The organism is Micromonospora nigra (genome assembly GCF_900091585.1).
Taxonomy (GTDB): Bacteria; Actinomycetota; Actinomycetes; order Mycobacteriales; family Micromonosporaceae; genus Micromonospora; species Micromonospora nigra.
Genome location: NZ_FMHT01000003.1, coordinates 3,314,240 through 3,326,941 on the forward strand (window position 1 = coordinate 3,314,240; position 12,702 = coordinate 3,326,941).

At 70.7% G+C, this 12,702-nt stretch carries 12 protein-coding genes; all 12 read left to right on the forward strand.

Going from position 1 to position 12,702, the window contains the following annotated elements; all coding sequences use genetic code 11:
* Window positions 1-112: 112 nt before the first annotated feature.
* The 12 genes from GA0070616_RS14170 to nuoK all read left to right on the forward strand — a co-directional run bounded on the left by GA0070616_RS14170 (window position 113) and on the right by nuoK (window position 12,694).
* Complete coding sequence (locus tag GA0070616_RS14170) at window positions 113-1,387, forward strand: geranylgeranyl reductase family protein (protein WP_091081967.1); 1,275 nt, start codon at window positions 113-115, stop codon at window positions 1,385-1,387.
* Between the two features lie 112 nt (window positions 1,388-1,499).
* Window positions 1,500-1,865 carry an NADH-quinone oxidoreductase subunit A gene (locus GA0070616_RS14175; protein ID WP_091081968.1) on the forward strand — a complete coding sequence of 122 codons (366 nt, stop codon included), beginning with the start codon at window positions 1,500-1,502 and terminating at the stop codon, window positions 1,863-1,865.
* 14 nt (window positions 1,866-1,879) lie between these two features.
* Window positions 1,880-2,551, forward strand: a complete 672-nt coding sequence (locus GA0070616_RS14180) for a NuoB/complex I 20 kDa subunit family protein (RefSeq protein ID WP_091081970.1) — start codon at window positions 1,880-1,882, stop codon at window positions 2,549-2,551.
* Entirely contained in the window at window positions 2,548-3,282 is a 735-nt protein-coding gene (locus tag GA0070616_RS14185) for an NADH-quinone oxidoreductase subunit C (protein ID WP_091081973.1), read from the forward strand. Before GA0070616_RS14180 ends, GA0070616_RS14185 begins: the two co-directional genes overlap by 4 nt.
* Window positions 3,279-4,604, forward strand: coding sequence for an NADH-quinone oxidoreductase subunit D (locus tag GA0070616_RS14190; protein ID WP_091081976.1), 1,326 nt, complete (start codon window positions 3,279-3,281; stop codon window positions 4,602-4,604). Before GA0070616_RS14185 ends, GA0070616_RS14190 begins: the two co-directional genes overlap by 4 nt.
* Window positions 4,601-5,719, forward strand: coding sequence for an NADH-quinone oxidoreductase subunit NuoE (gene nuoE / locus GA0070616_RS14195; protein WP_091081979.1), 1,119 nt, complete (start codon window positions 4,601-4,603; stop codon window positions 5,717-5,719). The genes GA0070616_RS14190 and nuoE overlap by 4 nt, the downstream gene beginning before the upstream one ends.
* On the forward strand, window positions 5,716-7,032 hold the full coding sequence (gene nuoF / locus GA0070616_RS14200; RefSeq protein WP_091081982.1) for an NADH-quinone oxidoreductase subunit NuoF: 1,317 nt from the start codon (window positions 5,716-5,718) through the stop codon (window positions 7,030-7,032). The genes nuoE and nuoF overlap by 4 nt, the downstream gene beginning before the upstream one ends.
* Complete coding sequence (locus tag GA0070616_RS14205; protein ID WP_091081984.1) at window positions 7,032-9,533, forward strand: NADH-quinone oxidoreductase subunit G; 2,502 nt, start codon at window positions 7,032-7,034, stop codon at window positions 9,531-9,533. The genes nuoF and GA0070616_RS14205 overlap by 1 nt, the downstream gene beginning before the upstream one ends.
* A 34-nt stretch (window positions 9,534-9,567) precedes the next feature.
* Window positions 9,568-10,911, forward strand: coding sequence for an NADH-quinone oxidoreductase subunit NuoH (gene nuoH, locus GA0070616_RS14210; protein WP_091090743.1), 1,344 nt, complete (start codon window positions 9,568-9,570; stop codon window positions 10,909-10,911).
* Window position 10,912: 1 nt separating this feature from the next.
* Window positions 10,913-11,554, forward strand: a complete 642-nt coding sequence (gene nuoI / locus GA0070616_RS14215) for an NADH-quinone oxidoreductase subunit NuoI (RefSeq protein ID WP_091081987.1) — start codon at window positions 10,913-10,915, stop codon at window positions 11,552-11,554.
* A complete protein-coding gene (locus tag GA0070616_RS14220) occupies window positions 11,551-12,321 on the forward strand; it encodes an NADH-quinone oxidoreductase subunit J (protein ID WP_091081990.1) in 771 nt (256 codons plus the stop codon). The genes nuoI and GA0070616_RS14220 overlap by 4 nt, the downstream gene beginning before the upstream one ends.
* A 55-nt stretch (window positions 12,322-12,376) precedes the next feature.
* Window positions 12,377-12,694, forward strand: a complete 318-nt coding sequence (nuoK, locus tag GA0070616_RS14225) for an NADH-quinone oxidoreductase subunit NuoK (RefSeq protein ID WP_091081993.1) — start codon at window positions 12,377-12,379, stop codon at window positions 12,692-12,694.
* Window positions 12,695-12,702: the final 8 nt, after the last annotated feature.

A 12,702-nucleotide genomic window follows, 5' to 3' on the forward strand; every position in this document is an offset into this window, starting at 1 on the left:
GGGGTCTCCGGCAAGTAAGGCATGCCTAATCCGGCGAGCTCGCGGCACCGGTCATAGACTCCTCCCCGGCTGGCTTGTGAAGCAATTCACGAGCATGCGGGAGGAGGCGCGGATGACCGCGGTGGAGAACGACGCCGACGTTATCGTCGTGGGCGCCGGTCCCGGTGGCTCGGCGACCGCGTACCACCTGGCTCGGCACGGCGTCCGGGTGTTGCTGCTGGAGAAGACCGAGTTCCCCCGGGAGAAGGTCTGCGGCGACGGGCTGACCCCGCGCGCGGTGCGGCAGCTGATCCGGATGGGGGTCGACACCTCGCCCGAGGCCGGCTGGCTGCACAACAGGGGCCTGCGGGTGATCGGCGGCGGCGTCCGGCTCGAACTGGACTGGCCCGACCTGGCCAGCTTCCCCAACTACGGCCTGGTGCGCACCCGGCTCGACTTCGACGACCTGCTCGCCCAGCGGGCGGTCACCGCCGGCGCGGAGCTGCGCACCGGTGTCAACGTGATCGGTCCGGTGCTCGACGGCGCCAACCGGGTGGTCGGCGTCGAGGCCGAGGTCGGCCAGGACGGTTCCCCCGCCACCTTCCGCGCGCCGCTGGTGGTCGCCGCCGACGGGGTCTCCGGGCGGTTCCCGCTCGCGCTGGGGCTGGCCAAGCGGGAGGACCGCCCGATCGGCGTGGCCGTCCGGCGCTACTACCGCAGCGCGGCCAAGCACGACGACGACTACCTGGAGTCCTGGTTGGAGCTGCGGGCCAAGGGCAGCGACGCCCTGCTGCCCGGGTACGGCTGGATCTTCGGCCTCGGCGACGGTCGGGTCAACGTCGGGCTGGGTGTGCTGAACTCCTCCTCGGCCTTCGGGAAGACCAACTACCGGCGGCTGCTGACCGACTGGCTCGCGAACACCCCCGAGGAGTGGGGGATGACCGACGAGACCAACGCGGAGGGGCCCATCCTCGGCGCGGCGCTGCCGATGGGCTTCAACCGGGTGCCGCACTACACTCGCGGGGTCATGCTGGTCGGCGACTCCGGCGGCATGGTCAACCCCTTCAACGGCGAGGGGATCGCGTACGCCATGGAGTCGGGCGAGCTGGCCGCGGAGATCGCGGTGCAGGCCCTGGCCCGCCCGGCCGGCGCCGAGCGGGAGCGGGCGCTGATGGCGTACCCGCAGGAGCTGAAGGCGCGGTTCGGTGGCTACTACCGGCTCGGCGGCGTCTTCGTGAAGCTCATCGGCCGCCCGGAGATCATGCGGCTGGCCACCAAGCACGGCATGCCGCACCCGACCCTGATGCGTTTCGTGCTCAAGCTGCTGGCCAACCTGACCGACCCGCGTGGTGGGGACGCCATGGACCGGGTCATCAACGCGATGACCAAGGCGGCACCGGCGGTGTAGTGGACCTTCGGACGATCGATGCACCCCCCCGCCGACGGCCGCCGGGCGGGATGTGAATAGTGTGACTTTTTGTCAATGAGCAAGGGCAGGGAAGGACGAGCAGGAGAAGAAGATGTCGCTCTCGCCGTACGCACCCATCATCGGGCTGTTCGCCCTCGCTGCGGGGTTCTCGCTGTTCTCCGTGGCCGCTGCCCGCTTCGCCGGCCCCCGCCGGCTCAACAAGGCCAAACTCGAGGCGTACGAGTGCGGCATCGAACCCAGCCCGCAGCCGATCGGCGGCAGCCGGTTCCCGGTCAAGTTCTACCTGACGGCGATGCTCTTCATCGTCTTCGACGTGGAAATGATCTTCCTCTACCCGTGGGCGGTGTCGTTCGACGCGCTGCCGATGTTCGGGTTCATGGCGATGTTGGTGTTCATCGGTGCGGTCTTCGTCGCGTACGCCTACGAGTGGCGACGCGGCGGCCTGGACTGGGACTGAGGGAGGAACGGCAGATGGGTATCGAGGAGAAACTTCCCGCCGGAGTCCTGCTCACCTCGGTGGAGAAGCTGGTCAACTGGTCGCGCAAGTCGTCGGTCTGGGGGGCCACCTTCGGTCTGGCCTGCTGCGCCATCGAGATGATGGCCGCCGGTGGTCCGCACTACGACATGGGCCGATGGGGCATGGAGGTCTTCCGCGCCTCGCCCCGGCAGGCCGACCTGATGATCGTCGCCGGCCGGGTGAGCCAGAAGATGGCCCCGGTCCTGCGCCAGATCTACGACCAGATGGCCGAGCCCCGCTGGGTGCTCTCGATGGGTGTGTGCGCCAGCAGCGGCGGCATGTTCAACAACTACGCGATCGTGCAGGGCGTCGACCACGTCGTCCCGGTCGACATGTACCTCCCGGGCTGCCCGCCCCGCCCGGAGATGCTCATCGACGCCATCCTCAAGCTGCGCGAGAAGATCGGCCACGAGCCGCTCGGCCCGAACGGCCGCAAGATGCTCGAGGCCCGCCAGGCGCGCGGCGACGTGCCGGTCGTGCCGTACGGCTCGATGCCGTCGTCGTACCGCAACGACAAGGCCCGCCGCGCCGAGTGGACCCAGGCGGTCCGGGAGGGCCGCGAGGAGCAGCTGCGGATCGAGAACTGGATGAAGGCGCAGAACCACCTCCGGGGGAGTGTGAAGTGACGTCCGACGACAAGGTGCCCGGTGGCGGCGTACCCGTGCCGGTGACCCCGGCCGGAGCCACCAGCGGTGCCCCCGCCGAGTTCCCGCCGGACACGCCCGCCGGGCGCGGCATGTTCGGCAACCAGGGCAGCGGCGACGTCTCCGGCTTCGGCGGCCTGGTCCGCCAGCGGCCGACCGTCGAGGATTCCCCCCGGCCGTACGGGAGCTACTTCGACGAGGTCCGCGACGCGCTGGAGGAGGCGTACCCGGCCTTCGGCGACGCGATCGAGAAGGTCGTGGTCGACCGGGGTGAACTGACCCTGCACGTCCGGCCGGAGCGCATCGCCGAGGTCTGCCAGGTGATGCGGGACGACCCGGCGCTGCGGTTCGAGCTGTGCTCCTCGGTGTCCGGGGTGGACTACCTCGGCGCGGACGCCCGCCGGCTGCACGTGGTCTACCAGCTCACCTCGATGACCTACCGGCGTCGGGTGCGGCTGGAGGCGGCGGTCTCCGTCGAGGAACCGCACCTGCCCAGCGTCACCTCCGTCTACCCGACGGCGGACTGGCAGGAGCGCGAGGCGTACGACATGTTCGGCATCGTCTTCGACGGCCACCCCGGCCTGACCCGGATCCTCATGCCGGACGACTGGGAGGGCCACCCGCAGCGCAAGGACTACCCGCTCGGCGGCGTGCCCGTCGAGTACAAGGGCGCCGAGATCCCGCCGCCGGACCGGAGGAGGTCCTACCAGTGAGTGCCTCGAACTACGCCACCGAGCGCGACACCACCGAGGGCAAGGTCTTCACCGTCACCGGCGGTGACTGGGACGAGGTCGTCTCGGGTGTCGACCCGATCAACGAGGGTCGCATCGTCGTCAACATGGGTCCGCAGCACCCGTCCACCCACGGCGTGCTCCGGCTCATCCTGGAGCTGGAGGGCGAGACGGTCCGCGAGGCCCGCTCCGTCGTCGGCTACCTGCACACCGGCATCGAGAAGAACCTGGAGTACCGCAACTGGGTCCAGGGTTCGACCTTCGTGACCCGGATGGACTACCTTGCCCCGATCTTCAACGAGACGGCGTACAGCCTCGCGGTGGAGAAGCTGCTGGGCATCGAGGACCAGATCACCGAGCGGGCCAACACCATCCGGGTGCTCATGATGGAGCTGAACCGGATCTCCTCGCACCTGGTCTGGGTGGCCACCACCGGCATGGAGCTCGGCGCCATCTCGGTGATGCTGTACGGCTTCCGCGAGCGGGAGTACATCCTCGAGATCTTCGAGCTGATCACCGGCCTGCGGATGAACCACGCGTACGTCCGCCCCGGCGGCGTCGCGCAGGACGTGCCGGACGAGGCGATCGTCAAGATCCGCGAGTTCCTCAAGCTCATGCCGAAGAAGCTCAAGGAGTACGAGGACCTGCTCTCCGAGCAGCCGATCTGGACCCAGCGCACCCAGGGCGTCGCGGTGCTCGACGTGACCGGCTGCGTCGCGCTCGGCGTGACCGGGCCGGTGCTGCGTTCCGCCGGCCTGGCCTGGGACCTGCGCAAGACCATGCCGTACTGCGGCTACGAGTCGTACGAGTTCGACGTACCGACCCACCCCGACGGTGACGTGTGGGCCCGTTACCTGGTCCGGCTCGCCGAGATCCGCGAGTCGCTCAAGCTGGTCGAGCAGGCGCTGGACCGGCTCAGGCCGGGCCCGGTGATGGTGGCCGACAAGAAGATCGCCTGGCCCGCGCAGCTCGCCATCGGCGTCGACGGCATGGGTAACTCGCTGGAGCACGTCGCCAAGATCATGGGTCAGTCGATGGAGTCGCTGATCCACCACTTCAAGCTGGTCACCGAGGGGTTCCGGGTTCCACCGGGCCAGGTCTACGTCGGCATCGAGGCACCCCGTGGAGAGTTGGGCGTGCACGCGGTCTCCGACGGTGGCACGCGGCCCTACCGGGTGCACTACCGGGAGCCGAGCTTCGTCAACCTCCAGGCCCTCCCGGCGATGGCCGAGGGCGGCCTGATCGCCGACGTGATCGCCGGCGGCGCCTCGCTGGACCCCGTCATGGGAGGTTGTGACCGGTGAGCACCTTTACCGAACAGACCCGCGAGCGGGCCCGGGAGATCATCGCCCGGTACCCGGCCGACCGGTCCCGCTCGGCGCTGCTGCCGCTGCTGCACCTGGTGCAGGCCGAGGAGGGCTACGTCTCCCCGGCCGGGGTGGCGTTCTGCGCCGAGGTCCTCGGGCTGAACAAGGCCCAGGTCGGTGCGGTCGCCACCTTCTACACCATGTACAAGCGCCGGCCAACCGGTGACTACCTGGTCAGCGTGTGCACCAACACCATGTGCAACGTGCTGGGCGGCCAGGAGGTCTACGACACCCTCGCCGAGCACCTCGGCGTCGGGCACGACGAGACCACCGCCGACGGCACGATCACCCTGGAGCACGCCGAGTGTCTGGCGGCCTGCGACTACGGGCCGGTGATGACCGTCAACTACGACTTCTTCGACGGCGTGGACCCGCAGACCGCGGTGGGTGTCGTCGAGGAGTTGCGCGCGGGCGGGCAGCCGACGTCGAGCCGGGGCGCCCGGCTCTGCACCCTGAAGCAGATGTCGGTGCAGTTGGCCGGCTTCGCCGACGAGCGGGAGGGTGCGGTCGCCGACGGCGTGCCGGGTGAGCCGACCCTGCGCGGCCTGCGGCTGGCCCAGGAGCACGGCATCTCGGTGCCGGGCTTCGACCCGAACACTCCCATCCGCAGCAAGGCGGAGGCGGACGCGGCGGCGGAGCAGGCCAAGGCCGCCGCACCGGCCGCCAGGGCCGCCGCCCCGGCTGCGGGCAAGGCCGGGGTCGGCGAGTCGGCCCCCGCCGCCGCGGCCACCGGCACCACCGCTCCCGACGTTGCCGGACCCGACCGGAAGTCGCCCGAGGTGCGGGCGGCCGAGACCCGCCAGCCGGACGCGCAGACCCCGGTGCCGGACGCCCCGGGCACCAAGGTGCCGGTCGACGGCGCTCCGGCGGAGCCGGCCGACGCTCGGGCGGCCGAAGCCGCCGGCGTGGCGGACAACCCGGTGGCCGGTGACGGCAAGCCCGCCGGCGACGACGCCGACGCGCAGGAGCGCAACCTCAGGGACGCGGAGGCGAGCGCGGGCAGCGAGCCCGCGAGCCCCGCAGCCGGGAGCGAAGGGGGAACCCGACAGTGACGACGCCTCGGCCGGAGACGCTGGCCAAGCTGACGCCGGTGCTGACCAAGCGCTGGCTGTCGCCCGACGCCTGGCGGATCGGCACCTACGAGAAGCTGGACGGCTACGCCGCCCTGCGCAAGGCGCTCAAGGCCCACCCCGACGACCTGATCCAGCTGATCAAGGACTCGGGGCTGCGCGGTCGTGGCGGTGCGGGCTTCCCCACCGGCCTCAAGTGGGGTTTCATCCCGCAGGGCGACGGCAAGCCGCACTACCTGGTGGTCAACGCCGACGAGGGCGAGCCGGGCACCTGCAAGGACCTCCCGCTGATGACGCACGACCCGCACTCGCTGGTCGAGGGCGTCATCATCGCGTCGTACGCGATCCGCGCCAACCGCGCCTACATCTACATCCGGGGCGAGGCGGTGCACGCCGCCCGCCGGCTGCGCAACGCGGTGCAGGAGGCCCAGGCCAAGGGCTACCTCGGGCGGAACATCCTCGGCACCGGGTTCGACCTGGAGCTGGTGGTGCACTCGGGAGCCGGAGCGTACATCTGCGGCGAGGAGACGGCGCTGCTGGACTCGCTGGAGGGGTTCCGGGGGCAGCCCCGGCTGCGCCCGCCGTTCCCGGCGACCCACGGCCTGTACGCCAGCCCGACGGTGGTCAACAACGTCGGCACCATCGCCAGCGTTCCGTACATCGTGCTGGGTGGGGCGGACTGGTGGAAGACGATGGGCACGGAGAAGTCCTCCGGGCCGATGATCTACTCGCTGTCCGGGCGGATCGCCAACCCGGGCCAGTACGAGTGCACGATGGGCGTGACGCTGCGCGAGCTGCTGGAGCTGGCCGGTGGCATGCAGCCCGGCCACCAGCTGCGGTTCTGGACCCCGGGCGGCTCCTCGACGCCGCTGCTCACGGCCGAGCACCTGGACGTTCCGCTGGACTTCGAGGGGGTGGCCGCCGCCGGGTCGATCCTCGGCACGACGGCCACGCAGATCTTCTCCGACCAGGACTGCCCGGTGTACGCGACGTACCGGTGGCTGGAGTTCTACCACCACGAGTCGTGCGGCAAGTGCACCCCGTGCCGGGAGGGCAACTACTGGATGGTCCGGGTGTACCGGCGGATCCTCGCCGGGCAGGGCACCCACGAGGACCTGGACACCCTGCTCGACACCTGCGACAACATCCTCGGTCGCTCGTTCTGCGGCCTGGGTGACGGTGCGACCAGCTCGGTGACCTCCTCCCTGAAGTACTTCAAGCAGGACTACCTCGACTACATCGAGGGTCGTACCGCGCCGAAGCTGTCGGACAAGCAGTTGGTGGGAGCCCACTAATGACCGATGTAGTCAAGGCCCCGGAAACCGTCACGCTGACCATCGACGGCGTCGAGGTCACCGCCCCGAAGGGGGCGCTGCTGATCCGGGTCGCCGAGCAGTTGGGGACCGAGATCCCCCGGTTCTGCGACCACCCGCTGCTGGCCCCGGCGGGTGCCTGCCGGCAGTGCCTGGTCGAGGTGGAGGGCCAGCGCAAGCCGGTCGCCTCCTGCACCCAGACCGTCTCGGACGGCATGGTGGTCCGCACCCAGCTCACCTCCCCGGTCGCCAAGAAGGCGCAGGAGGGGGTCATGGAGCTGCTGCTGATGAACCACCCGCTCGACTGCCCGATGTGTGACAAGGGCGGCGAGTGCCCGCTGCAGAACCAGGCGATGTCCACCGGCCGCACGGACTCGCGGTTCCACGAGCACAAGCGGGAGTACCCGAAGCCGCTGCCGATCAGCACCCAGGTGCTGCTCGACCGCGAGCGCTGCGTGCTCTGCCAGCGCTGCACCCGGTTCTCCGACGAGATCGCCGGCGACAAGTTCATCGACCTGATGGGCCGGTCGTCCGCCGAGGAGATCAACATCTACCGGGACGAGGAGTACGGCGGGCAAGCGGACGAGGGCGATGACGGCGATGTGCCGTTCAACTCGTACTTCTCCGGCAACACGGTGCAGATCTGCCCGGTCGGCGCGCTGACCGGCGCCCAGTACCGGTTCCGGGCCCGCCCGTTCGACCTGGTCTCCACCCCGAGCGTCTGCGAGCACTGCTCGGCCGGTTGCGCCCAGCGCACCGACTGGCGGCGCGGCAAGGTGCTGCGCCGGCTGGCCGGCGACGACCCGCAGGTCAACGAGGAGTGGAACTGCGACAAGGGGCGGTGGGGCTTCCAGTACGCCCGCGCCTTCGACCGGCTCACCACCCCGCTCGTGCGCGACCGGCACACCGGCGAACTGCGCGAGGTGTCCTGGAGCGAGGCGCTGAGCGCCGCCGCCGAGGGGCTGCGCGCCGCCCGGGACGCCGGCCAGGGCACCGCCGTGCTCACCGGCGGTCGGCTGACCGTCGAGGACGCCTACGCGTACGCGAAGTTCGCCCGCGTGGCCCTGCACACCAACGACATCGACTTCCGGGCCCGGCCGGTGTCCCGTGAGGAGACCGACTTCCTCGCCAGCACGGTCGCCGGAGCCACCGACGTCACCTACGCCGACGTGGAGAACGCGCCGGCGGTGGTGCTGGTCGGCCTGGAGCCGGAGGAGGAGTGCCCCATCCTCTTCCTGCGGCTGCGCAAGGCGTACCTGAAGAAGAAGCTGACGGTGTACGCGATCGCGCCGTTCGCCACCCGCGGCCTGGAGAAGCTCGGGGCCAAGCTGGCCCGGGTGGTGCCGGGCGAGGAGGCCAGCGTGCTCGCCGAGCACGCCACGGTCGCCGAGGCGCTGGGCACCCCGGGCGCGATCCTGATCGTGGGCGAGCGGCTGGCCACCGTGCCGGGCGGGCTCTCCGCCGCCGTGGCGGTGGCCCGGCGTACCGGAGCGAAGCTGGCCTGGGTGCCGCGGCGTGCGGGTGACCGCGGTGCCGTCGACACCGGCTGCCTGCCCAACCTGCTCCCCGGCGGACGCCCGGTCACCGAGCCGGCCGCCCGAGCCGAGCTGGGCGAGGCGTGGGACATCCCGGCGGGGGTCATCCCCAGCCAGGCCGGCCGGGACACCGACGGCATCCTCGCCGCCGCCGTGAACGGTCAGCTCGGCGCGCTGGTGGTGGCCGGCGTCGACCCGGCCGACCTGGCCGACCCGCGCCTGGCGGAGCAGGCTTTGGACGCGGTGCCGTTCCTGGTGAGCCTGGAGCTGCGCAACTCGGCGGTGGCCCGCCGGGCGGACGTGGTCCTCCCGGTCGCCCCGGTGGTCGAGAAGGCCGGCAGCTTCCTGGACTGGGAGGGCCGGCTGCGCACCTTCGAGGCGGTGCTGGACACCCCCGCGATGACCGACGGTCGGGTGCTCGACGCGCTGGCCGCCCAGCTCGACGTGCGGCTGGGCACGGGCGACGTGCTCAGCGTCCGGCGGGAGCTGGGCGGGCTGCCGGCGACCCGGGTGGCGCGTACCGCCGCGCCGTCGGTGGAACCGGGCACCGTGCCGCAGCCCGGTGCGGGTGCGGCCGTGCTCGCCACCTGGCACCAGCTGATCGACCTGGGCAGCCTCACCGACGGCGACGAGCACCTCGCCGGCACCGCCCGCCCGCCGGTGGTCCGGCTGGGCAAGGGCACGGCGGAGGCGCTCGGCGTGGCCGATGGCGAACCGGTGACGGTGGGCACCGACCGGGGGGCGCTGACCCTGCCGGTGGTGATCACCGAGATGCCGGACGGCGTCGTCTGGCTGCCGACCAACTCACCCGGCTCGACCGTCCGGCGCAGCCTCGGTGCGGCGTCCGGCTCGGTGGTACGGATCTCCGTGCCCGCCGCGACCGGGTCCGCCACCCCGGAAGCCGCCGGCCGGCCGGGCCCGCTCCTCAACTCCGGGGGTGCCCAGTGAGCCCCGCTGTCGCGAACGAAAGGTGGGCCCAGTGCTGACCTACCTGGCCCAGGATCCGACGCTGGCCGACTTCGGCCGGGACCCCTGGTGGCTGGTCCTCGGAAAGATCCTCTTCGCCTTCGTCTTCGGTCTGCTCGCCACCCTGCTCGGCGTCTGGTTCGAGCGGCGGGTCGTGGGCTTCATGCAGGTGCGGCCCGGCCCCAACCAGGTCGGCCCGTTCGGTCTGCTGCAGACCCTCGCCGACGGCCTGAAGATGGCCTTCAAGGAAGACATCCTGCCGAAGTCGGCGGACAAGGTCGTCTACTTCTTCGCCCCGGCGATCTCGGTGATCTGCGCGGTCACCGCGCTGTCGGTGATCCCGTTCGGCCCGATGGTGAGCATCTTCGGTCACTGGACGCCGCTCCAGGTCACCGACGTGCCGGTGGCGGTGCTGGTGGTGCTGGCCTGCTCGTCGATGGCGGTGTACGGCATCGTGCTGGCCGGCTGGGCGTCCGGCTCGACCTACCCGCTGCTCGGCGGGTTGCGCTCCACCGCCCAGCTCATCTCGTACGAGGTGGCGCTGGGGCTGTCCATCGTGGCGGTCTTCATGCTCTCCGGCACGATGTCGACCAGCGGGATCGTCGCCGCCCAGGGGGACGGCACCCGGCTCACCCTGTTCGGCGCGGACGTCCAGGGGCCCGGCTGGTATGCGCTGCTGCTCTTCCCGAGCTTCGTGATCTTCTTCATCTCCATCGTGGGTGAGACCAACCGGCCGCCGTTCGACCTGCCCGAGGCGGAGTCGGAGCTGGTCGCCGGCTTCATGACGGAGTACAGCTCGCTGAAGTTCGCGCTGATCATGCTCTCTGAGTACGTCGCGATGGTGACCATGTCGGCCTTCACCGTGACGCTGTTCCTCGGCGGCTGGCGGGCACCGTGGCCGATCACCTTCTGGGAGGGGGCGAACAGCGGCTGGTGGCCGATGCTCTGGTTCTTCGGCAAGGTCGTCCTGCTGGTCTTCGTCTTCGTCTGGCTGCGGGGCACGCTGCCCCGGCTGCGGTACGACCAGTTCATGCGGCTGGGCTGGAAGGTGCTGATCCCGGTCAACCTGGTCTGGATCGTCGTCCTGGCGGGCTTCCTGAAGACGCAGGGCTGGGAACGCGCCGACCGGCTGGTGGTCTACGGGATCATCGCCGGGGTGGTGCTGCTGGCGACGCTGTTCTGGCCGAGCCGGAAGCCCCAGCCGCAGGCGCCGCTCCAGGAGCAGGTCGACAACCGGCCGTCGGGCAGCTTCCCGCTGCCCCCGATGGACCTGCAGGTTCCACCGAGCCCGCGCACCAGGCGCGTGGTCGCCGAGCGGGAACCGGCCAACATCGCCGGCCCGGACTCCAGGGAGGTGTGACGTGGGCGCGATCACCGGAACGTTCAAGGGCTTCGGTGTCACCTTCTCGCACATGTTCAGGAAGGTCGTCACCACCGACTACCCGTTCAAGCCGCCGGTCTCGGCGCCGCGCTACCACGGGCGGCACATCCTCAACCGGCACCCGGACGGCCTGGAGAAGTGCATCGGCTGTGAGCTGTGCGCCTGGGCCTGCCCGGCCGACGCGATCTACGTCGAGGGTGGCGACAACACCGACGAGCAGCGGTTCTCGCCGGGCGAGCGGTACGCCAGCATCTACCAGATCAACTACGCCCGGTGCATCTTCTGCGGACTCTGCATCGAGGCGTGTCCGACCCGGTCGCTGACCATGAGCAACGAGTACGAGCTGGCCCGGGACAACCGGCAGGATCTGATCTTCACGAAGGAGCAGCTGCTCGCGCCGCTGCTGCCCGGCATGGAGCAGCCGCCGCACCCGATGCGCCTGGGCGACAGCGAGAAGGACTACTACGTCGGCGCGCTCACCAACCCGGGCACGTCGGCCGGTGCGGAGACCTCCCCGATGGGTCCGGGCCGCTACCGGCTCGACGAGCACCCGGGTGTGGAGTTCCCCGGCGCCGAGCAGGCCGCCCAGCGGGCCGAGGCGGGCAAGGGAGAGACGGCATGACCACGCAGACCGTGCTCGCCGCGACCGGCGCGGTGTCCGGCGGGGAGGCGGTGACCTTCTGGATCCTCGCCCCGCTGGCGTTGCTCGGGGCGATCGGGATGGTGATGGCCCGCAACGCCGTGCACTCGGCGCTCTGGCTGGTGCTGACCATGCTCAGCCTGGGCGTGTTCTACGTGCTCCAGGCCGGGCCGTTCATCGGCATGGTGCAGATCATCGTCTACACCGGCGCGATCATGATGCTCTTCCTGTTCGTGCTGATGCTGGTGGGCCGGGACGCCTCCGACTCGTTGATCGAGGTGCTCCGCGGGCAGCGGGTGGCCGCGATCGTGCTGGGTGCCGCCTTCGCGACGCTGCTCGGCAGCGGGGTGTACCGGGCCACGCAGGGCGGCACGGCGGTCGGCCTGGAGCAGGCCAACGCCGGGGGCAACGTGCAGAGCATCGCGCGGCTGCTGTACACCGACTACGTCTTCGCGTTCGAACTCACCGCGGCGCTGCTGATCACCGCCACGATCGGTGGGATGGTGCTCGCCCACGTCGAACGGCGCAAGGAGGACAAGCGCGACCAGGTGGCCACCATGAAGGCCCGCTTCGCGCCCGGCAACTACCCCGGCCCGAAGCCCGGCCCCGGTGTCTTCGCCACCTCCTCGTCGGTGGCCACCCCGGCGCGCCTGCCCGACGGCCGACTGAGCGAGCAGAGCACCCCGGACATCCTCCCGGTGCGTGAGCTGAGCGCCGAGGAGACAACGCTGAAGGGGACTGACAAGTGAGCGCGAGGAGCGGGCCGGCGGGCCCTGTGGTCGCGGACGGAAGGCGGTTGCGCTGATGGGCGACTTCTTCTCGGTCGAACCGAACTACTACCTGGTCCTCGCCGCGGTGCTGTTCACCATCGGCGCGGTCGGCGTGCTCGTCCGGCGCAACGCGATCGTGCTGTTCATGTGCATCGAGCTGATGCTCAACGCGGCCAACCTGACGCTGGTCACCTTCGCCCGGATCAACGGTGACCTGAACGGCCAGATCATGGCGTTCTTCGTGATGGTGGTGGCGGCGGCCGAGGTCGTGATCGGGCTCGCCATCATCATGGCGATCTTCCGGACCCGACGCTCGGCGAGCGTCGACGACGCCAACCTGCTGAAGTACTAGAGGGGCCC